This window comes from Aquimarina sp. Aq107, from assembly GCF_943733665.1.
Taxonomy (GTDB): domain Bacteria; phylum Bacteroidota; class Bacteroidia; order Flavobacteriales; family Flavobacteriaceae; genus Aquimarina.
Genome location: NZ_OX030782.1, coordinates 5,008,696 through 5,031,101 on the forward strand (window position 1 = coordinate 5,008,696; position 22,406 = coordinate 5,031,101).

The following is a 22,406-nucleotide window of genomic DNA, read 5'->3' on the forward strand; positions in this document are numbered from 1 at the left end:
GATTAATGTTTAGAAATATTTTATAGTAAAAAGATGAATTTTTAGCGAATAGAAGGTTTTCTAAAAAATTATTAGTTAGGTCGGATTTCTTGACTTAAGTTAACGTTTTTAATAAATCCACCATACTATATTTGATTATGCATAAGGTAATAAATGTTTGAATTAGTGTTGATAGAATGTGTACTGATAGTTTATTTAAAGTTTAAGTAAACTATCAGTTTTATTATCCTCAAACTATGCTTTATTGATGAATTTGCTCGCAATAGACATCACTTCCCTCAGCGAAAGGTATGAGATGATTATTCTTACAGGTATTTCACTCTATTTTATATCACAAATTAAAACTTTAAAAATCAACATTATTATGAAAAGACTATTTCTTTTATCCGTTTTTTTATTATTGAATATTAATTCATCTTGTAGTAAAGAGGAAGAATTTTCAAATGATCTAATTTCTTCTTCAGATTTGCTTAACAAAATTAATAATGACCCTGTTGCTTTAGATTATATTGAGGTACGTGCACAAATGGAACAGATTATTGAGGAAACCGTTAATAGAAATAATCTTACACCAGATCAATTTAGGAATTTTTATACTGAACAGAATTATAATGAATTAAATAAGATTTTTTTCAAAACTGAATTGATAGAAATTAGTTTGAAACTACAAAAAGCTGCTAATTTATTTAATGAAAAATATTCCAATTTAGAGTACTTATTATCCGATAATTCCAAAAGTTTAGATTCTTTTCAGGAAAAAATAAAACCTTTTTCTTTTCTTGACAATATTCAGGAAAAAAATGGGTGTCAAAAATATAGTCAAAATTGGTGGATTGAAAAATCATGTCAAGCAACGTGTGTGGTAGGTGGAGTTATTTGTTCTTCTTACGGTGTAACTGCAGTGGCTTGTGCTCTAGGGGGGTTTGTCTGTACTAATGCTTGTACAAATATTTATTGTTAAATATTTATTATAGGTTGAAGTAATTATTAGATAGTCTTTAAAAATAAGATTGATAATAATTTTTAGACAAACTATTAACGGAGAAGTCTTTAAATTTATTTTTAAAGACTTTTTCTTTTTTTGTTCTTAAATAAAGGTGTACTCAGAAAAAATTTAGAGTTAGAAGCTCAATATTTTGAATGAGTATTGAATTTTTATTTATACAATACTAAATAAATGTACTCTAATAGCAAGTAATTGCTTACGAATACTAGAGCAACTGCATTTCTTAACTTAAGTCAATCATTTAAGAAAGAGTCCCGTCTTATCTTTATGTGACATAAATACTTCAGGGTTATTTAAAAATATTAAAACTTTAGTTTAGGATGCTTCAATTTTTTTATAAAAACCTGAATCTATCATTAATTATATAATTTAAGAAAATGTGGAGCATTCTAAATTTTAAAATGAGTACACAAATTATCTAAACTTAAACTTATGAAACGTAAACTTTTATTCTATTTTGGTTTTTTTCTTCTATTTTTTTCTACGCATTTAACTGCTCAAATAGTTGTTAAAAATGGAGATAATCTAGAAAATGTAATTAAAAATGCAAGAGGAGGGCAAACTATTATAATCGAATCTGGAACATATGATGGTCTACGGTTAGATCAACTTAAATTTAGTCGTTCTGAGCCCCTTATAGTTAAGGCAAAAGAAGGAAACAACGTAATTGTCGATGCTAAAAGAAATGATAATAGGGCTCTATATTTAACCAATAGCAGTTATTTGGTCTTTGAAGGGATAAAATTTAAGGGTTCAAAGTTTGAGGGGATTCTGATAGAAGAAAGTGATCACATTATTATAACTAATTGTGAGATTTATGATTCTGGTCAGGCTGGTATAAAGGTTGCTTTGCGGTCTAAGTACGTAGATATTTTAGATACAAAAATACATGATACAGGAACTAATGGTGCGGGGAATAGAAGATATGGAGAAGGGATCTATGTTGGTCGTGGTGGTGGTCATAATAGTTCGAATTGGCCAGATAATACTGAATATGTTTGGATAGAGGACTGTGAAATATACAAGTGTGGTGCTGGAGAAGCTATTGATATTAAAGGTGAGACGTTTAATAATACTATAAAAGATAATTATATACATGATATTACGCTTCGTGACGCGGATTTCCCTCAGGCTAATGAAGGAGCTATTTCATTAGGGCATTTTGCTAAATTTAATGGAAATATTCATAAGGAAAATACTCGTCGTAATAATTGGGTAGAAGGAAACACTGTTGTAAAAACTAGAGATGGCGCAAATGCGAGAATATCGGGTATTTATAGTGCGGGATTAGGAAATGCTATCAAGAATAATACGGTAAGAGATGTACGAACAACCAGAGGAGGAAATTCAAATCCAGGCTATGGTATACTGCTTAATGATTTTGGGAATGCTAAAATGCATGTATATAGATATGGTAATACTATTAGCGATGTAGATGAAGAATATCGAGTTTCTGGTAATATATTACGTAATGAAGATCCAGGAAACAATCCACATTCAAAACAGACTTGGTATAATGCAGGAGATTCTACAGATGGTGAAGATGATATTATTTCGGTAACAGCTCCTAGTCAGGTAAATCAAGGTCAACAAATAACTCTTAATGTAGAATATAGTTCGTCAGGAGATAGAGATCTTGTAGTTGATTTTCAGAGAGACAATGGAGATTATATGGTTTTTGATCAGGTAAGGACTCAAGTATCTTCAGGAGCTGGGGCTTTAGATATTATTTTAAATATTCCGTTTGACGTTCCAGTTGTTAATGATGATTATCAAATTCAGACCTATATAACCTCTAGAGGAGGTAGTTGGGGTGATAGGTTTGATAACATTAACAGGAAAGATGTTGATGTTATAGGTTCAAATCTAGAAGATAAAGTGATATCGGTAACTGCTCCTGATCAGGTGATTCAGGGTGAACAGACAAATGTAAGTGTAAATTATGAAGCTTCTGATAATAGGGATATTATAGTTATATTTCAATTAGATCATGATAATTTTCTAGGTTTTGCTCAGAATAGGGTTCAGGTTTCAGCTGGTTCAGGAACTATTGATATTCCAATAACTATTCCTTCTGATGTAGAGGTTTCTAATGATTCTTATCAATTTCAGACAATTTTAACCCCGCGAGATGGAAGTTGGAATAATCGATTGGATAATGTGGATAAAATAGATATCGATGTTGTCTCTCAATTAGAAGATAAAATCGTTTGGGTAAATAATCCAGAATCACTTAAAGTTGGTGATGATTTGAATGTTACAGTGAATTATTCTGCGAGTATTGACAGAGATATTATTGTTATATTTCAATTGGATCACGGTGATTTCAGGGCTTATACAGAAAAGAGGGTCCAAGTTTCTGCAGGATCGGCCACTATAGAGGTTCCATTGACTATTCCGTTAGATGTTCCTGTTGCAAACGATGCATATCAATTCCAAACTATTTTGGCTACTCGTGATGGTCATTGGGAGGAGCGAAAAGATAATTTAACAAAAGTAGATATAGATATTTTTCCATCTTCGAGGATATCGGAAAATGTAGATACTTTTCCTGAGACAGAGTTTAAAATATTGAAAAACCCTATTAGTGATAATGTGTTACAACTTTCAGGTCCTAAGAGATATAGTATCAAGATATATGACATTTCTGGTAAAGAAGTCTTTAAATCCAATAAACTAGAAAATAACGTTACACTAGATTTAAGATTAAATAAAGGCTTTTATCTAGTTAACATGATAAATACAGAAAAGAACAGTATTGTTTCTAAGAAGATATTAGTACAATAGAATTTTATAGATAAGAGTAAATAAAAGTTTTAAATAAGTTCAAATTTTGAAACACTAACTCAACTATTTCTGCAGCTTCCTCTAGAATTATAACCTACCTAGAGGGAGTTTTTATCCAAATTTTAGTAATTAATGTACTGTGTGTTTTATGACTTAAGAAAATGTTAATACATTTTTAGCACCTAAAAATTTAATTTAAAGACAGGGGGTTAATTGTTTGTCTAACAAGTTTTTACACTTTGTAGTGATCAAGTGGCATGTAAGTAAATTGAACTATATATTTCTTCCGAACATAAATCTTAACTACAGTCAATACTTAATAGCCCTTGTAATACTAATTTTGATGTAGTTAACCATAAATATAAACACAAATCATGAGGCTTTATTTATTAAAATTAATATTCTTTTTATTATTATTTCAAATAACAAATGCTCAAGAGTGGAAATGGGAAAATGTTAATTTACAGGGCATGGGCTTTGTAACAGGTATTATAGCACACCCTATATACAAGAATGTTGTGTATGCTAGGACGGATGTTGGTGGGGTTTTTAGATGGAAAAATTCTACATCTGAGTGGGTTCCATTAATGGATGCTAAAAATATAGGTTACAGTGTAGAAAGTATATCTTTAGATAGGCAAAACAAAAACATACTCTATGCTAAAATGGGTAATAAAGAAGTCGGACAATTATATAAGTCTACTGATTCAGGAAATAGTTGGTCACCTATTCCTTTAAATTTATATGTTGAAGGTAATGGCGAATGGAGGCATGCAGGGGAAAGATTGAGTGCTCTTGGGGATTTATTATATTACGCATCTAGAAGGGATGGTTTATGGAGATCTACAAATCAAGGAGATAGTTGGACTCAAATCTCTAAAGATAAGGTTCCTTTTGGGGAAGAAGGAGGGCAAGTATTTTCGTTGATTCATCCTACAAATAATAATATTGTTTATGTTGGAGTACAAGGATTTGGGATTTATAAAACCAATAACTCAGGTGCTGATTGGTCATTATTACCAGGGGGTCCAGTTACAAACCTCAAGCCTATTCATGGGACTTTGTCTAATGATGGAGTTTTATACGTTACCTATGCAGATGGTTCTGCCGCTAATAGAAATGGTAAAGTCTATAAATTCACTGGGCAAGGTAATTTGATTGATATTACACCTTCCAACAAAGAAAACCAAGGGTTTGCTGGAATATCTGTAAATCCCAATGACAAGAATGAAGTTTTTACATTTCAGTGGAATTTTGGGGATAATAAAGGAATACATAGAAGTACAGACGGAGGTAACTCATGGGATTCGTTAAGTTTTGCTTCAGGAAATATAGAAGAACCAGGTTATTATCCTACTTGGTCAGCTTATACTAACGCCGGTCAAATCTTAATAGATCCAACAAATCCTAATCGTGCTTGGATGACTACTGGCTTTGCGGTTTATAAAACAGATAATAGAAAGGCCTCTACTCCTGAATGGAAGGTTGAAAATCAAAATTTAGAAGAATTTGTATGTATTTCAATTGTATCACCACCTCGACAACCTAAAGAAGTTGTATTAGGAGTCGCAGACATGGCGGGTATGTCGTTGACAAAATTTAATGAGGTTCCAAATAATAAATTTTACCCTAATGAATTCGGGATCATATCAGATATTTCTTTTTGTGAGGCGGACCCTAAACATATCGCATATGTTGGAAGTTCTCAATATGGTTCTGTTACTCCTTATACGGGCATATCGAATGATGGCGGAAATACTTGGGGAAATTTCCAATCCCTACCGACAAATATGCAGAATGGTAATATAGCATTCTCTTCAAGTAATCCAAATATAATGGTATGGGTTCCTATGAGCCAATCGAATTTAGGTTTACCTTCTGATCAATGGCAAGTAGACGCTCATTACACTGTTGATGGGGGAAGAACTTGGAAAAGAAGCAATGGTTTACCTCAAAGAATAGAGTCATTGAGACAATATTGGTTTGGTAGCAAATCTCTTATTGCAGACCCTACTAGTGGTAGCACATTTTATTTGTATGATAGAAAGAATATCTATAAAAGTTCTGATAATGGGGCTAACTGGAATGTTGTTGGAAATGTACCTGTTGATTGGCATCAAGTTGTTTTAAAAGCTAAACCAGGAACTAGCGAATTATATTTTGTAAATAAAGATGGGGGACTTTTATATAAGTCATTGGATCAGGGGAAATCTTGGAACCCAATCCCTAATGTAACGGATTGTATAAATTTTGCTTTTGGAAAGAATAAAGTTAATGATAATTCTGAAGTGTTGTATATAGTAGCTTCAATAGATGGTAAAAAAGATGTTTATAAATCTGAAAATAATGATGAAAATTGGGAAAATACTAACGCTTATAAAACATTACCTATTGATAAAGTATTTACTATGGACGCTAGTAAAGATCAATATGGCAAAGTATACTTTGGAACAGGAGGGAGAGGAGCTTTTGTTGGAGTTCTTTCGGAATCAACAGAAATAGAGCAAACTACATTTAGCAATAATGGAAAAAATTGGGTTATCAAGGATTTATCTTTTATTGAAGCTGAAAATTTTGATAATGGTGGAGAAGGGATTTCTTACTCAGATAATGATATTGAAAACATAGGGAATCGGTATAGAGAAACAAGTGTAGATATTGAAGATAATAATAATGGATTTCATATAGGTTGGATTAATAATTCCGAATGGCTAGAATATTCTGTAGATGTAGAACAAGAGGGCAGTTACGATATTATTGTTGATTTGGCATCTAATCAGGATAACGCAGGTGGTTTAAAAATAAAATTAGATAATCAAGATTTAGGTGATATTGATGCTGTTAATACAGGCGGATGGAAAAACTTTGAAAGTATTAAGCTTGAAAGTATTAAGCTTGTTAAGGGTAAGAATAAAATTTTAAGATTTGAAATGATAGGTGGATATTTTAATATAGACAAGATTTCATTTTCCTATATTAAATCAACATCTAAAGAAATTGTGATTACTGCTCTAGGGAGATCTGGAACTGAAAAATTTGAAATTTATTCAGGCGGAGTTCAAATTAGTGCAGAAAATAGAGTTACTCAAGACTTTGAAGAATACATTTTTAATTTTGACCCAAAGGAAAAGTTACAAATTCATTTTGTTAACGACGGTATTGCTTCAAGTGGTATCAATAACGATTTAAGAATAGATCATATAAGAGTTGATGGTAAAACGTATGAAGCTGAAAATCAATCAATAAATACGGGGGGATGGAATCATACTACAGAACAATGTGGTGGAGCCCAATTAGAATGGTTAAACTGTGTTGGTTACATTGAATTTAATCTCGAAGAGTCAAATAGAAACTCTATAGTTAAAAACTTAGATTTTGAATTTAAAGTGTATCCGAATCCTGTGAGCGATATACTACATCTTTCTATCGAAAAAAATGATCAAGAATTACAAGATATAAGTAAGATAGATATAATCAATCTTGAAGGCAGAGTTTTATATCAAAAACAAAACCTAAAAGAGGTAGAAACTGATATACAATTTAATACTTCAAACCTTAAGAATGGGGTTTATTTTATCCGTATTTCATATGATAAAGGGAAATCTAAAGTTCTTAGATTTTTGGTCAATGATAAAGCTAATTAATATATTTCCAATTAATTTAAGTATATGAAAATGAAGAAAATAAGAAACCTAGTAATACTGAAATGATAATCTATCTTGGGGAATTTTTTGTCTATAAAAGGAAGAAATTTTTAACATTTCTTAAAGAGCAAACAGTTATGAATTTTTTTTCATAACTGTTTGTTTATCTGTAGAGAAGATGGGAGTCGAACCCACGACCTCTTGACTGCCAGTCAAGCACTCTAGCCAGCTGAGCTACATCCCCTGAATTATATGTTAATCACGTAATGCACCCTTAAGGATTAATAGAGGAATCCTACTTTCGAAATCTTTTTTCAAAATGGTATTCTCCTCCCATAGTTTGGCAAAAAAACCTCTACTACGCCTAAATACACATAGCAAATCTGGATTATTCTCATTAAGATGCTCTAAAACTCCCTGAAACAAGGTTGCGTTTTCTGAAGATTTATAAGATGTTATAATTTCCGCTAAATCTTTCTGAAATTCTGCATCCTCGGGCAAAAATTCTTTTGTTTTAACCTGAAGTAATTTTATATCTGAATCAAAAGCACTTAGAATTTCTTTTATGGGATTCAACGTTTTTTGCTTTTTAATGACTCCCGATTTTATAGCCATTAATGTTCTATTAATTGGCTTAAAAACATAATTTTCAGGAATAATTAATACAGGTATCTCCGTTTTCTTTACTAAACTTCCCGAGGTTTCTCCAAGGAAATAAGAATTTTTGATATCGTGGCTTTCCGAACCTAAAACAATTAAATCAATAGAGTGTTTTAGATTAAATTCTGGAATAGCTTCTAATAAATCACCTTCTAGAGGAAGAGCAACAACTGACACACCTTTTTTTTCTACTTGAGCAAGTTTTTCTTCAATTGTGGTAACTGAAATATTTTTTAGTGTTTCATTTACCGAAGGGAGACTCCCAGATCTAGGTAGTTCCTTAAAAACTTGTACGGCATAAATGGTTCCTCCTAGTTCTTTTGCAAAATCAATTGCATACTGAAGTCGTGCGATACTAACAGAGTTTTCTGATAGTCCTAAAGGAACAAGAATATTTTTCATTTCTAAGCTTGATTTGTGTGTAAGGATGCAAAATTACAATTTTTGAACAGTAAATCTCTCTTTTGATAGGTTGAAGATATACCCGTTATTATTTCTTTTCTTAAAGTTTATATAAAATGATGTGTTGTTATACTATAAGTCGTTTTCTTAGAAGGAATAGTTCGTATTTTTGGCATTTGTAAAAAAGTATGATCCGTAAAGCTTTACCTTCCGATTTAGACAGTATTCATAAACTAACTCAATCTTGTGCTAGGGCCATGATAGCAAAAGAAATTTATCAATGGAATGAACACTACCCTACTCGAGCACGTTTTGAAAAAGATATTGAATTACAAGAGTTATATCTTTTAGAAGAAGAAAATCTGATCAAAGGAATTATTGTAATTACTGAATTGATGGATGACGAATATATACCGATCGAATGGGTTACCGAGAATAAGAATAATATTTATATACATAGATTAGCTGTGCATCCTGATTATTGGGGAAAAGGATATGCTCAGAAACTAATGAGTTGGGCAGAAGCTTATGCAAAAAATAATAACTACGTATCAGTTCGTCTAGATACATTTAGTGAGAATAAAAGAAATCAAAAGTTTTATGAAACAAGAGGGTATAAGAAATTAGGAAATATTTTCTTCCCCAAACAAAGTGAACACCCTTTTTATTGTTATGAACTTGTATTGTGAGTAGTGTTATAAGTTTTAAAAATATAAACCGATTAGCAATTCCTGCAATCATCGCTGGAATTGCAGAACCTGTTTTATCAGCTACAGATACTGCAATTGTTGGCAATATTCCCGTAAATGGAACAGAATCCCTTGCTGCCGTAGGAATTGTTGGTTCATTTCTTTCTATGTTAATATGGGTTTTAGCACAAACTCGAGCAGCAATTTCTGCTATTATTTCACAATATTTAGGAGCGGGAAAATTGGATGAGGTAAAGACACTACCAGCACAAGCAATTCTTTTTAATATAGGATTGAGTATTACCATTCTTTTAGCGACCGTTCCTTTTATTAAAGAAATTTTTATTCTTCTAAAAGCAGAAGGCTTGGTATTGGATTATTGTATTTCTTATTATAGTATCAGAGTATGGGGCTTTCCGTTATCTCTTTTTGTATTTGCAATTTTTGGAATTTTTAGAGGATTACAAAACACATATTGGCCGATGATTATTGCCATTATAGGAGTTGTAGCAAATATTATATTAGATTTTGTTTTGGTTTATGGGATTCCAGGTTTTTTAGAACCAATGTATCTAGAAGGAGCAGCTTGGGCAAGCTTGTTTTCGCAAATTTTAATGGCTGTTTTATCACTAATATTATTGCTTAAAAAAACGGAGGTATCATTGCGATTAGAAAAACTTTGGCATCCAGAGATGAAACGTTTTTTGGTGATGAGTGGAAATCTATTCATTCGTTCTCTCGCATTAAATACGACATTACTTTTAGCAGTTAGAGAAGCGACAAGCTTAGGAACAAACTATATCGCGGCTCATAGTATTGCAATACAATTATGGTTGTTCTTTGCATTTTTTATTGATGGATATGGAGGTGCTGGTAATATTTTAGGAGGAAGATTACTAGGAGCAAAAGATTATAAAAACCTCGTTGCGATGTCTAAAAAAGTGAATATATACGGGATTATAGTAGCTTGTGTCTTAGGAGGAATTTCCTTATTAATTCCTGAACGACTAGGTTTGATCTTTACTAAAGATCCAGAGGTACTAAATGTATTTACGGGTTTCTTTTATTTAGTTGTAATTGCCTTGCCAATTAATGCATTAGCATTTGTAGGTGATGGTATATTTAAAGGACTTGGAGAAACTGGTTTTTTACGAAATGTATTAGTAGGATCTACTTTTTTTGGATTTATACCAATGTTGCTGATTGCTAGATATTTTGATTGGAAACTTTATGGGATATGGATTGCAATTTCAGTTTGGATGTTAATTAGAGGGTTAGCTTTAGTTATTAAGTTTAAGAATAAGTATTATCCATTAGCAAATGTTTAAAACGCAAATTTCATAATTGCCATTACAATAATGACGTATAAACAGATTAGAAAAGCTACTAATCTAAATTTTTCCAAATACTTTTTTTCCATAAATCAAATATAATTGATCAATTAAAAAATGTAAACCCGTGTAAATACGGGTTTTATATTATGATTTGGAACGTAGTATGAGAGTCTAAAATATTATCTATTTTTATCAAAAATCTAGCTTAATGACAACTACAAGAACTAACGGAAGTTTATATACGCATTCGGATAATCATATTGCAACCATAGAGTTTGGACATCCGTCCAGTAACTCCTTTCCATCGGAATTATTAGAAAGATTAACAAAGGCGATTAATATTTTATCTGATGACACATCCATATATGTTATTGTTTTAAAATCAGAAGGAGAAAAAGCTTTTTGCGCGGGAGCTTCTTTTGATGAATTGGTGTCAATTACAAATTTAGAGGATGGAAAAAAATTCTTTTCGGGATTTGCTAATGTAATTAATGCTATGAGAAGATGTAAAAAACCAATCATTGGCAGAATACAAGGAAAAACTGTTGGAGGAGGAGTTGGATTAGCATCTGCTTGCGATTTTTGTATGGCTACAGAAGCAGCTTCTATTAAGTTAAGTGAATTAGCAATTGGGATAGGGCCTTTTGTAATAGAACCAGCTGTATCAAGAAAAATAGGATTAGCAGCTTTCGAAGCTTTAGCTTGGGATGCTTCTCAATGGAAAAATGCTTATTGGGCAAAAGATCAAGGGCTATTTACTAGAGTTTTTGAAACGATAACAGAATTGGATAAAGAAGTACAATTGTTTGCCGAAAAATTAGCTAGTTATAATCCACAAGCCACTGAAAAAATGAAAGAGGTAAATTGGAAAGGAACAAGTCATTGGGATGAGTTATTAATTGAAAGAGCTGCTGTTTCTGGAGAACTGGTGCTTTCTGAGTTTACAAAAGAAGCACTAAAAAAATTCAAAAAATAAAACAAATGGATATTTTAAATTTTTTAGGAGGAAATGGACTATTCTTAATTCTGGGAATCATATTAGTAGTAGTTTACTTTTATAATAAAAGAAAGAGAAGATAATGTTTACTAACTTTGCAAAAAAGTTAGATTAAAACAAATGAGTAAGATTAGAATTACCAAGAAGTTTACTTTTGAAGCAGGGCATGCGTTGTATGGATATGATGGTAAATGCAAAAACCTACATGGACATAGCTACAAGTTAAGTGTAACTGTAATAGGAGAACCGATTACAGATACATCTCATGTGAAGTTAGGAATGGTTATGGATTTTGGAGATCTAAAGAGAATAGTAAAGAAGGATATAGAAGATGTATTTGATCATGCTACTATTTTTAATAAAAACACCCCGCACTTAGAATTAGCCCAAGAGTTAGAAAAAAGAGGGCATCATGTTATTTTGGTGGATTATCAGCCATCTACTGAAAATATGATTATCGATTTCGCTGCTAAAATAAAAGCTAAACTTCCTGAAACGATAAAATTACACTCCTTAAAGCTCCAAGAAACCGAAACTTCTTATGCAGAGTGGTATGCATCAGATAATGATGAATAGCGAATGTTTTTTCACCTCATAGTATCTATAGAAATAAATGAAAAAGATAAGTTTAGCGGAAGGTAAAAAAATATACTTTGCATCTGATAATCATTTAGGAGCGCCGACTCAAGAAAAAAGTTTTCCTAGAGAACAAAAATTTGTAAAATGGTTAGATGAGGTTAAAGAAGACGCAGGGGCTATATTTTTATTAGGAGATCTTTTTGATTTTTGGTTCGAATATAAAACAGTAATTCCAAAAGGTTTTACAAGAACTTTAGGGAAACTTGCAGAAATTACTGATGCCGGAATCCCGGTTTATTATTTTGTTGGAAACCATGACCTTTGGATGAATGGATATTTTGAAGAGGAATTGAATATTCCGGTATTTCATAAGCCTCAAGAATTTGCTTTTAATGATACCACATTTCTTATTGGCCACGGTGATGGATTAGGTCCGGGTGATAAGGGATATAAAAGAATGAAAAAAGTGTTTACAAACCCTGTTGCAAAATGGTTTTTTCGTTGGTTGCATCCGGATTTAGGAGTAAAGTTAGCGCAATATCTTTCAGTAAAAAACAAATTGATTTCTGGAGATGAGGATGTCACTTTTCTTGGAGAAGAGAATGAGTGGTTAGTACAATACTGTAAACGAAAATTAGAGATAAAACATACAGATCATTTTGTTTTTGGTCATAGACACCTTCCAATGGAAATAAACCTAAATGATAAATCTAAGTATACAAACTTAGGAGATTGGATTATACATTATACGTATGCAGTTTTTGATGGTGCCGAAATGAAGATGATGAAGTATACAGAAAATGAATAAAAAACGGATGATCATTTTTTGATCATCCGTTTAAGATATTTATAAAAGTAACTAAGATTATTGTTTCGCTATTTTCTTAGTTATTATAGTATTATCCAATTGTACTTTGATAATGTAAAGTCCACTAGATTGCATACTTCTTCCCATGTCATCAAGTGAGATGGATTTAGTTCCAGATTCCATAGCTCCAGTATTTTTCTTAGCGATACTGTTTCCTTTTAGATCTATAATTTCTATAGAAGAATAAGAGACTTTTTGAGGTAGTGAGATTGTAATGCTAGCATTATCTAAAGTCAGTGGAACTGGATATACACTTATAGAATAAGATGCTTTACTTCCTTTTACTATTTCGTTTATTCTATTTGAATTTAGACCGCTAATTACAAATTTTTCCCAGTCACCAATGGCATTTCTATTACAATTAATAGCTTTGTTTCCATTTTCATGACTTACGTATTTACCATTATTTCCTTTGATCGCATAAAGATCACCTTCCAGAGATTCTAAAGTAAATTTTTCCCAGGACCCAACAGCATTTCTATTACAGTTCATAGGCTTTCCTCCGTTTTCTGAACTTACATATTTTCCATTACTTCCTTTAAAGCTCACTGTTCCGTTTCCTGCGGATTCCATAATAAATTGTTCATCTGTACCAGCATTGTTTCTGTTAGCTTGCATGGTTCGCGTACCTCCTTCAGAGCTTACATATTTATTAATAGTTTGCCCAAGTATAGTTACAAAATCATCAGTTCCGTTATCATCTCCAACAGTAAAAGAGATCGTTTTAGTGGTTTTAGCTCCTTTACTATCCGTTGCTTCAGCTCTTAATGTATAATTTCCTTCGCCAAGATTCTTTAAGGCGTTATCTTGATTATTGTTATTCCAGGTATAAGGGCTAACATTTTCTTGTCTGATAAAAGAATCATTAAGGTATAAACGTACGTTACTAACGCCATCACTGTCAGTTGCGGTAACAATGGCTTCTATAGTTGCAGGAGCCGAAAAAGATGCATTGTTTGATGGAGTTGTGAATGAAGTGTTGGGACCATTGTTGTCTCCGTCTCCATCACCTCCAAAACGAGGCCTAGAACTTAACCAGTCCATATCGAATTTAGGTCCTTTACATTGACACCCTTGACTGCCTTGGTCTACACGGCCAGGACATACTTTTTCGTCCTTAATTCTCTTACCTTGTATTGTAATGGCGTCATCATGTCCAGGTTCGTTACCACATTGTATTGTATTATATCTAGGATCTCCGTTTGCTAAATCTCTATAACTAGGGTGTTTTTTAAGCTCATCACAAATATCTTTAATATTTCTGCCTTGTCCATTAATATCGATTTTGAAATTACCAACACCGTGATCAAAAGAGGATTTACAAAAACAAAAGCCATTTGCTTGATAACTATCTTTCCACGAATTTGCATTAGGAACAATTCTCACACCTTGGTCAAAAGTATCTTGACCAGTACAACCCGTATCTTCGACGTTGGCTTTAGAACTATTGGTTGGGCTTGGTTGTTGGGCTATTGAAATATTGACGACAAATAAAAGTGCTAAAAACTTTAAAATAAATAGTTTACGTTTCATGGTATTTTGGTTTTAAGGGTTAATATTTTAAAAGATAACAATAATTTTCGGTGATATGTATAAAAAACACCAACTTTAAAGATACCTTAATAGAGTGAATCAAAATGTAATTAAATAGAATCCGTAGAGGATTAATTAGTCTACGTAGGATCTGGTTTGATCAAGTATTCAGGATATTATTTTTAAGTTCTGAATTTGATAGTCTTAGACTAAATATTTTTTATTCTAGAAGTAAGTGTTTTTTCAGAAACATGTATCGCTACTTCTTTAGAATTTTCTATTGCGTATGGGTGTTCAATAAAAATAATTTTATTATTAAAAATAGCTTCAATTAGATAATGATTTCCATTAAAATAGGACTTTTTTACTCTGACTTTTATATCAGAGTTCTCGACGATTTGTAATTCGTGAGGATATAATAGGATTGTTTGATCGTTATTAAAATCTGGTAAAAAAGCATTGATCTGTAATTGATTTACTTCGCCAAAAAGTGATGCAATGTAATAGTTTTCTGGATTATTATAAATGCTTTTTGTATTCCCTTTACTGATAACTTCTCCATTGTGGATTACAATTGTTTCTTCGGCAAAAGAAAGTATATCAGTTTTATCGTGAGTAGCAGTGATACTAGTGATCTTATTTCTTTTTAGATACGTAAAAAGATTTCTTCTTAAGGAACTACGTCTGAAGTTATCAATATTACCAAAAGGTTCATCTAATAGTAATAATTCAGGTCTTTTAGCTAATGCTTTTGCCAATGCTACACGTTGTTTTTGACCACCACTTAAGTTTTCAACCTTGGCATCCGCAAATGGTAACATTTCTACTATTTCTAAAAGCTCATTAACACGACCAATTTTTAATTCAGGTTCAAAATTGGATAGATATTGTCCTATATTTTCAGAAACTGTTCTATATGCTTGTAGTTCGAAGCCTTGAGATAAGAATTTCATATTTTCTTGTCCCGGAACCAAATTATAAGCTGGCCCCAGTATTTCTTGATCATCCCAGAATAACGTTCCTTGGTTTGTGTCTAAGAGCCCATAAATTATTTTTAACAAGGTGCTCTTTCCGCAACCACTTGCTCCAATAAGTGCCACGTGTTTTCCCTTTTCAATAGTAAAATTGATATTTTTTAAAACCGGAATGGTATTATAGGCAAAGGAAACATTTTTAACTGTAAGCATATTTCAAATATAAATAACTTCAATAAAAAAATCCGTCTCTTTTTAGAAAACGGATCTTTTAATTTTAATTATAAAAAAATTATCCTTTTACATTGTCACTTACTTGCTCTGGTAAAACTTCATATCCCATATTGTATAGCGTAAAGCTAAAAATATCAGCATATTGCTCTATTGTTTTGGCAACCGGCGTACCAGCTCCGTGACCTGCGTTTGTTTCGATCCGTATCAAAGTTGGGTTAGTACCTTTTTGTTTTGATTGTAATTCTGCGGCAAATTTAAATGAGTGTGCAGGTACTACACGATCATCATGATCTCCTGTAGTTACTAATGTTGCAGGATATGATACTCCTTCTTTTACATTGTGTACTGGAGAATATCCTTTTAGATATTCGAACATCTGTTTGTCATCTTCCGCAGTTCCGTAATCATATGCCCATCCTGCACCAGCAGTAAAGGTGTGATAACGTAGCATATCCATTACACCAACAGCAGGTAAAGCTACTTTCATTAAATCAGGTCGCTGCGTCATGGTAGCTCCTACTAATAACCCTCCGTTAGATCCTCCTCTTATGGCTAGATATTCGCTTGATGTATATTTATTTTCTATTAAATATTCTGCAGCTGCAATAAAATCATCAAATACATTTTGCTTTTGCATTTTTGTTCCTGCATCATGCCATTTTTTTCCATATTCTCCACCACCTCTTAGGTTAGGAACTGCATAAACTCCACCTTGTTCCATCCATACCGCATTCGTAATACTAAAAGAAGGAGTTAGACTAACATTAAATCCTCCATATGCATATAAGATAGTTGGATTTTTACCTGTTAGTTCTATTCCTTTTTTATGTGTAATGATCATTGGAATTTTAGTACCATCTTTAGAGTTATAGAAAACTTGCTTGCTTTCGTAATCTTCAGGATTAAAATCTATTTTGGGTTTGCGATATAGTTCTGAAGTTCCATTTGCAATATCATATTTATAAATGCTTCCTGGAGTTTTATAATTAGTAAAAGAATAGTATAATTCTTTATCTTCTTTTTTCGCTCCAAAACCACCAATACTTCCCACTCCTGGTAATTCTACATCTCTTACTAATTTTCCTTCATAATCGTATTGTAATACTTTGGATACTGCATCTACCATATATTCTGCAAAAAAGTAACCTCCACCTGTATTTGGGCTTAGTACATTTTCTGTTTCAGGAATAAAATCTTTCCAGTTTTCTGGTGTTGGATTAGATGCATCAACCGTTACAATTTTTTGATTAGGAGCATTTAGGTTTGTAACTAGGTATAACTTAGAACCAACATTTTCAATTACATAGGTATCACTTTCTGTGTTATCTAGAATAGTAACAAGTTTATCATTATTACTAGTTAAGTTTTTTATAAATAATTTATTTCCAGAAGTAGAGGTACTAGCGGAGATAATTAAATATTTATCGTCTTCTGTTACACGTCCACTTATATATCGATGTTTTTCTTCTGGTGTACCTCCAAAAATTAGTTGATCTTCTTTTTGAGCTGTACCGAGTTTATGATAATATACTTTATGCTGATCTGTTTTTGCAGAAAGCTCACTTCCTTTAGGCTTATCGTAACTGGAATAATAGAAACCTTCATTTCCTCGCCAAGACATTCCAGAAAATTTGATATCTACAAGGGTATCTTCTATAATCTCTTTAGTCTCTGCATTTTTAACAATGACTTTTCTCCAATCACTGCCACCTTCAGAGATAGAGTAAGCTAAAAGTTTTCCATTTTTAGAAAAACTAACACCACCAAGTGAAGTTGTACCATCGTTACTAAAAGTATTAGGATCTAAAAATATTTCAGGTTCATCTCCTTCGTTTTTGAATCTGTAAATTACATATTGATTTTGTAAACCATCATTTTTATAAAAGTAGGTGTAATCACCTTCTTTAAATGGTGAGCCAACTTTTTCATAATTCCATAATCCCGATAAACGATTTTTTACTTGATCTCTAAATGGAATACTATCTAGATATCCAAAAGTTACTTTGTTTTGTTCAGCTACCCAACTTTCAGTTTCTTTACTACGATCATCCTCTAGCCATCTGTAAGGGTCTTTAACCTCAGTGTCAAAATAAGTATCTACGGTATCTACTTTTTTAGTTTCTGGATAATTCAAGGGAATAATAGTTTTAGCAGTTTCTATTTTTGTTTCATTTTTACATCCTATGATAGACGCTAACAAAAATAGTATTAAAAGAGTTTTTTTCATGATGAGTTAAATTTTATAAATAATTAAATATTAATTATTAGTTTTTATTTTGGTAATACCTATAAAACCAAATAAAGTAGTTTACAAAATTATCAAAACTTATAACTGTAAAGTGCTAAATAAAGCATAAAAAAAGACTGCTCTAACAATGATCAGATAGCTATTACACATTTAGAGCGTTGCTTTGGGGTTTAGCAACTCAGTTGATCATTTTCGTAGAGCAGTCGGAATTTTCCGTCCTCTAAGAAACGAAAAATTTTACTTTTATACCAGTAATGTTATAGAAGTAGTTTATTGGAATAGACATTTAAAAGTATTCCAGTTTTTATAAATCAAGAAGGCATTTGCAAGAAAAACAAATGCTCCAGGACCTATATTTGCAGGATCAAGGGTTGCATGAAATAGTATAATATTGACAGAAATAGGAGCCATCAATACTAGTGCAAATGGCACAGCTTTATTACTTACTAATAACAATCCAACGATTATTTCAATAAGACCAACTGTTTTTAAAATGTAACTATTTGCAAGAGCTCCAAATAGAATTCCTGCTTCTGGATTTGCAAATTCAAAATCGGGTAAAAATCCTATGAACTTATTGCTTCCGAAAACTATTAATAAGACTCCTAATAGGATTCTTAAGGCTAAAATTATTTTAGTATTCATTGTTTGTTTTTTTATGATTAAGTGATTTATTAGAGGGTTAAATGTTAAAAACCTTACAAATGTTATTAGAAACTGAAGCTAAAAAAATACCTTACGGCTTCTGAAAACTAACTGATTGACTTAATTTTTTAATCTTATTCCTAATGAAGATCACACAACTTCTCACACTCTCTTTCCTAATCTATTTGTTCTCTATTTCGCCTATTGCAGGACAAGATTATTTTTTTAAGGATAAGGCTCCTTTTAATTCTGAAATACCGACACCAGAAGAATTTCTTGGATATCCTATTGGAGAACAACACACACGTCATGATCAAATTGTAGCATACTTAACTACGTTGGCTGAAATATCCGATAGAGCTACTATAGAGAGCTATGGAAAATCTCATGAAAATAGAAAATTAGTAATACTTACTATTTCTAAGCCAGAAAACATTGGTAGTTTACCAAGTATAAAAAAACAACATCTTGCATTTACTGATGCTTTGGCTAACCCAACGAATTATAACGACATACCTATTTTTATTCAACTAGGTTATAATGTTCATGGAAATGAGCCTTCTGGTGCTGAAGCAGCTATGCTAACTGCTTATACGTTAGTTGCATCTAATAGTTCCGAAGTAAAAAAATATTTAGATAATGCAATTGTATTTATTGATCCTACGATTAATCCAGATGGTAGAGATAGACATACGCAATGGGCAAATCAATTTAAAGGAAGTCCGTTGGTTAGTGACAAATATGATGCAGAACATAATGAAGGATGGCCTCGTGGGAGAACTAATCATTATTGGTTTGATCTTAATAGAGACTGGTTATTAGCTATTAATCCTGAGAGTAGAGGAAAATTAAAATGGTATCACGAATGGTATCCTAATGTGGTTACTGATTTTCATGAAATGGGAACAAATAGCACATACTTTTTTGAGCCAATGAAACCTATTGGTTCTTTAGATCCTATAATGCCAAAAGAGAATTATGAAGATTTAAACAATTTGTTTGCTCCTTATTTTTCGAAAGCATTGGATAATATAGGATCTTTTTATTTTACAAAAGAAGCATTTGACGGGACATATCCAGGTTACGGGTCGTCATATCCGGATCTTCAAGGAGCACTTGCATTATTGTTTGAGCAAGCTAGTTCTCGAGGGCATTTACAAGATACTGATTACGGAACAATCTCCTTTCCCTTTACAATTCGTAATCAATATGTTTCTAGTATTGCTACAATTAAAGCTGCAGTAGAAAACAAAGCTACGTTACGAAAATATCAGCAGGACTTTTTTAAATCATCGGAATCTGGGGTTGCTAAAAATAATTTTGCTGGTTATGAATTTGGAGATGCATATGATACTAATAGAAATAAAGCATTTATAGATAAATTATTACTACATAAAATAAAGGTTTATAAAAAGGGGAATAAATATGTAGTTCCTGTAAAACAAGCACAAAAAAGAATGGTTCAGACAGTATTTGAAACATACAACAAATATCGAGATAGTGTTTTTTATGATGCTTCTGCTTGGAGTGTAGCCAATTTTTATAATATGAAATATAAAGGATTAAAATCTATTGATTTAGGGCAAGAAATAAGATCCACAAAAGAGATAGGGGCTGTTTCTAAAGTGTCTAAATCGGATTATGCATATATTATGGATTGGGATGATTATAATGCACCTGCTGCATTGTATTACATGCAATCAAAAGGATTGTTAGTTGCTTCCGCATTTAAACCGTTTAGTATTGTTACTTCAGAAGGAAATAAAAGCTTTAATTATGGAAGTATTTTAGTTCCGGTAAGTAAGCAGAAAAAAGATATCGATGAGGTATTTGCTATTGTAAAAACAGCCCAAGAAAAATTTAGCGTACCCATTTTTAGTACCAATACAGGATTTAGTTCATCGGGAATTGACTTGGGGAGTGGTAATTTTAGAAAATTAGAAACACCTAAAGCATTGTTGTTAATTGGAGAAGGTGTAAATTCTTATGAGGCAGGAGAAGTATGGCATTTGTTAGACACCAGAGTTCATATGCCAATAACTAAATTAAGGATGAATAGGTTTAATAGTATTCCATTAAAAGAATATAATACGTTAGTTATGGTATCCGGAAGATATTATCAATTGGATTCTCTACAACAAAAAAGAATAAAAGAATGGGTTTCTCACGGAAATACACTGATAACTATTGCAAATGCTTCTAAATGGGCTATTGATAAAAAAATCGTTAAAGAACAATTAACCAAAAAAGAAAAAGATACTTCTGGGAATAAAATTGTAAAACGATTACCATATGTAGATGCTGGAGAAAATATTGGACGAGAACAAGTAGGAGGCGCTATTTTTGAGGTGGATCTTGATACTACTCATCCATTAGGTTTTGGATATAGAGACAATTCATTACCTGTATATAAAAATAATGAAGTATTTATTTCGCCAAGTAAGAATCCGTATGCTACAGTGGCAAAATACACCAAAAATGCCCATATTGATGGGTATATATCGATTGATAATTATGAGCATTATCTAAAACCCTCTGCTTCACTTGTTGTTAGTGCAATAGGAAGTGGTCGAGTTGTTTTATTTGCAGATAACCCTAATTTTAGAGGTTCTTGGTATGGTACTAATCGTTTATTTATGAACGCTTTGTTTTTAGGAAAACATATGTATGTACCAAGAGTAAGAGAATAGATGTATTTCTAATAGAAATGAGAAAGCCCTTGTTATTTCTTTAATATAACAAGGGCTTTTTATAATAGTGGTTGGTTATTAGCCGATTAAATTATTTTCTACTAAATATTCTCCAATTTGTACTGCATTTGTAGCGGCTCCTTTTCTAAGGTTATCTGCTACAATCCACATGTTTAATGCATTTTCTCTAGAATGATCTCTTCTAATTCTACCTACAAAAACATCATTTTTCCCTTCGGCATAAATAGGCATTGGATATGTATTAGTATCTGGGTTATCCTGTACTGTAACTCCAGAAGTATTATTTAAAATTTGACGAACTTCATTTTCCTGAAACTCATTTTCAAACTCAAGATTTACACTTTCACTATGTCCACCAACAACTGGAATACGAATAGCTGTTGCAGTAACTGCAATAGTACGATCATCAAGAATTTTCTGAGTTTCGTTCACTAATTTCATCTCTTCTTTAGTATACCCATTTTCTTGGAACACATCACAGTGCGGAATTGCATTGCGATGGATTGGATATGGATAAGCCATTTCACCTTTTTCTCCAGCGTATTCATTTTCTAATTGTTGAACAGCTTTTACTCCTGTTCCAGTAATAGATTGATAGGTAGAGATAATAGCACGTTTGATCTTGTAAGATGAGTGTAGTGGCCCTAATGCCATTACTAGTTGTATAGTAGAACAATTAGGGTTTGCTATAATCTTATCTTCTTTAGTTAAATCTTTAGCATTAATTTCTGGTACAACTAACTTTTTGGTTGGATCCATTCTCCATGCAGAAGAATTATCGATTACTGTAATCCCAGCATCTGCAAATTTAGGAGCCCATTCTAGAGAAGTACTTCCACCTGCAGAAAATAAAGCTACATCAGGTTTCATTTCTATAGCCGTAGCTAAACCAACAACAGAAAACTCTTGATTCTTATATGATATTTTCTTTCCAATAGATCTTTCTGAAGCAACAGGAATTAATTCTGTTACTGGAAAATTACGTTCTTCTAATACTTTTAACATTACGGTACCTACCAATCCAGTGGCACCAACAACAGCTACTTTCATCTGCTTAATTTATTAATGACTTTTACCGATACAAAAATCGGTCTT

General features: G+C 32.1%; 15 protein-coding genes and 1 tRNA gene. 9 read left to right on the plus strand and 7 right to left on the minus strand.

The window, feature by feature from the left end; all coding sequences use genetic code 11:
• Nucleotides 1-247 precede the first annotated feature (247 nt).
• The 3 genes from NMK29_RS21640 to NMK29_RS21650 all read left to right on the plus strand — a co-directional run bounded on the left by NMK29_RS21640 (nucleotide 248) and on the right by NMK29_RS21650 (nucleotide 7,437).
• Nucleotides 248-961: a hypothetical protein gene (locus NMK29_RS21640; protein ID WP_254097293.1), complete on the plus strand. Its 714-nt coding sequence runs from the start codon at nucleotides 248-250 to the stop codon at nucleotides 959-961.
• Between the two features lie 477 nt (nucleotides 962-1,438).
• Entirely contained in the window at nucleotides 1,439-3,793 is a 2,355-nt protein-coding gene (locus tag NMK29_RS21645) for a right-handed parallel beta-helix repeat-containing protein (RefSeq protein ID WP_108804716.1), read from the plus strand.
• 374 nt (nucleotides 3,794-4,167) lie between these two features.
• Entirely contained in the window at nucleotides 4,168-7,437 is a 3,270-nt protein-coding gene (locus NMK29_RS21650; RefSeq protein WP_108804717.1) for a T9SS type A sorting domain-containing protein, read from the plus strand.
• Between the two features lie 170 nt (nucleotides 7,438-7,607).
• Here NMK29_RS21650 and NMK29_RS21655 read toward each other — a convergent pair.
• Nucleotides 7,608-7,681 (minus strand) — tRNA-Ala (locus NMK29_RS21655).
• Nucleotides 7,682-7,692: 11 nt separating this feature from the next.
• A complete protein-coding gene (locus NMK29_RS21660; protein WP_108804718.1) occupies nucleotides 7,693-8,499 on the minus strand; it encodes a universal stress protein in 807 nt (268 codons plus the stop codon).
• Between the two features lie 188 nt (nucleotides 8,500-8,687).
• Here NMK29_RS21660 and NMK29_RS21665 point away from each other — a divergent pair, with 188 nt between their 5' ends.
• From NMK29_RS21665 to NMK29_RS21685, 5 genes are all read left to right on the plus strand, one after another.
• A complete protein-coding gene (locus NMK29_RS21665; protein WP_108804719.1) occupies nucleotides 8,688-9,188 on the plus strand; it encodes a GNAT family N-acetyltransferase in 501 nt (166 codons plus the stop codon).
• Nucleotides 9,185-10,516, plus strand: coding sequence for an MATE family efflux transporter (locus NMK29_RS21670; protein WP_108804720.1), 1,332 nt, complete (start codon nucleotides 9,185-9,187; stop codon nucleotides 10,514-10,516). The genes NMK29_RS21665 and NMK29_RS21670 overlap by 4 nt, the downstream gene beginning before the upstream one ends.
• Before the next feature lie 214 nt (nucleotides 10,517-10,730).
• Nucleotides 10,731-11,498: an enoyl-CoA hydratase/isomerase family protein gene (locus NMK29_RS21675; protein WP_108804721.1), complete on the plus strand. Its 768-nt coding sequence runs from the start codon at nucleotides 10,731-10,733 to the stop codon at nucleotides 11,496-11,498.
• A gap of 141 nt (nucleotides 11,499-11,639) precedes the next feature.
• On the plus strand, nucleotides 11,640-12,095 hold the full coding sequence (locus NMK29_RS21680) for a 6-carboxytetrahydropterin synthase (RefSeq protein WP_027394659.1): 456 nt from the start codon (nucleotides 11,640-11,642) through the stop codon (nucleotides 12,093-12,095).
• Between the two features lie 37 nt (nucleotides 12,096-12,132).
• Nucleotides 12,133-12,906: a UDP-2,3-diacylglucosamine diphosphatase gene (locus tag NMK29_RS21685; RefSeq protein WP_369863191.1), complete on the plus strand. Its 774-nt coding sequence runs from the start codon at nucleotides 12,133-12,135 to the stop codon at nucleotides 12,904-12,906.
• Nucleotides 12,907-12,963: 57 nt separating this feature from the next.
• Here NMK29_RS21685 and NMK29_RS21690 read toward each other — a convergent pair whose 3' ends face one another.
• The 4 genes from NMK29_RS21690 to NMK29_RS21705 all read right to left on the minus strand — a co-directional run bounded on the left by NMK29_RS21690 (nucleotide 12,964) and on the right by NMK29_RS21705 (nucleotide 18,600).
• Nucleotides 12,964-14,499: an Ig-like domain-containing protein gene (locus NMK29_RS21690; protein WP_108804722.1), complete on the minus strand. Its 1,536-nt coding sequence runs from the start codon at nucleotides 14,497-14,499 to the stop codon at nucleotides 12,964-12,966.
• Nucleotides 14,500-14,708: 209 nt separating this feature from the next.
• On the minus strand, nucleotides 14,709-15,686 hold the full coding sequence (locus NMK29_RS21695) for an ABC transporter ATP-binding protein (protein WP_108804723.1): 978 nt from the start codon (nucleotides 15,684-15,686) through the stop codon (nucleotides 14,709-14,711).
• 79 nt (nucleotides 15,687-15,765) lie between these two features.
• On the minus strand, nucleotides 15,766-17,934 hold the full coding sequence (locus tag NMK29_RS21700; RefSeq protein WP_108804724.1) for a prolyl oligopeptidase family protein: 2,169 nt from the start codon (nucleotides 17,932-17,934) through the stop codon (nucleotides 15,766-15,768).
• A 291-nt stretch (nucleotides 17,935-18,225) separates the two neighbouring features.
• On the minus strand, nucleotides 18,226-18,600 hold the full coding sequence (locus NMK29_RS21705; RefSeq protein WP_108804725.1) for a DoxX family membrane protein: 375 nt from the start codon (nucleotides 18,598-18,600) through the stop codon (nucleotides 18,226-18,228).
• 143 nt (nucleotides 18,601-18,743) lie between these two features.
• Here NMK29_RS21705 and NMK29_RS21710 point away from each other — a divergent pair, with 143 nt between their 5' ends.
• Nucleotides 18,744-21,290: a M14 family zinc carboxypeptidase gene (locus NMK29_RS21710; protein ID WP_108804726.1), complete on the plus strand. Its 2,547-nt coding sequence runs from the start codon at nucleotides 18,744-18,746 to the stop codon at nucleotides 21,288-21,290.
• Between the two features lie 78 nt (nucleotides 21,291-21,368).
• On the opposite strand, the gene NMK29_RS21715 is transcribed toward NMK29_RS21710, so the two are convergent.
• Entirely contained in the window at nucleotides 21,369-22,361 is a 993-nt protein-coding gene (locus NMK29_RS21715) for an aspartate-semialdehyde dehydrogenase (protein ID WP_108804727.1), read from the minus strand.
• Nucleotides 22,362-22,406 lie beyond the last annotated feature (45 nt).

Coding starts and splice junctions, on each gene's coding strand:
- NMK29_RS21695 (WP_108804723.1), bottom strand. CDS start 15,686: ATGCTTACAGTTAAAAATGTTTCCTTTGCCTATAATACCATTCCGGTT.
- NMK29_RS21685 (WP_369863191.1), top strand. CDS start 12,133: ATGAAAAAGATAAGTTTAGCGGAAGGTAAAAAAATATACTTTGCATCT.
- NMK29_RS21700 (WP_108804724.1), bottom strand. CDS start 17,934: ATGAAAAAAACTCTTTTAATACTATTTTTGTTAGCGTCTATCATAGGA.
- NMK29_RS21665 (WP_108804719.1), top strand. CDS start 8,688: ATGATCCGTAAAGCTTTACCTTCCGATTTAGACAGTATTCATAAACTA.
- NMK29_RS21675 (WP_108804721.1), top strand. CDS start 10,731: ATGACAACTACAAGAACTAACGGAAGTTTATATACGCATTCGGATAAT.
- NMK29_RS21705 (WP_108804725.1), bottom strand. CDS start 18,600: ATGAATACTAAAATAATTTTAGCCTTAAGAATCCTATTAGGAGTCTTA.
- NMK29_RS21680 (WP_027394659.1), top strand. CDS start 11,640: ATGAGTAAGATTAGAATTACCAAGAAGTTTACTTTTGAAGCAGGGCAT.
- NMK29_RS21650 (WP_108804717.1), top strand. CDS start 4,168: ATGAGGCTTTATTTATTAAAATTAATATTCTTTTTATTATTATTTCAA.
- NMK29_RS21640 (WP_254097293.1), top strand. CDS start 248: ATGAATTTGCTCGCAATAGACATCACTTCCCTCAGCGAAAGGTATGAG.
- NMK29_RS21715 (WP_108804727.1), bottom strand. CDS start 22,361: ATGAAAGTAGCTGTTGTTGGTGCCACTGGATTGGTAGGTACCGTAATG.
- NMK29_RS21660 (WP_108804718.1), bottom strand. CDS start 8,499: ATGAAAAATATTCTTGTTCCTTTAGGACTATCAGAAAACTCTGTTAGT.
- NMK29_RS21710 (WP_108804726.1), top strand. CDS start 18,744: ATGAAGATCACACAACTTCTCACACTCTCTTTCCTAATCTATTTGTTC.
- NMK29_RS21645 (WP_108804716.1), top strand. CDS start 1,439: ATGAAACGTAAACTTTTATTCTATTTTGGTTTTTTTCTTCTATTTTTT.
- NMK29_RS21690 (WP_108804722.1), bottom strand. CDS start 14,499: ATGAAACGTAAACTATTTATTTTAAAGTTTTTAGCACTTTTATTTGTC.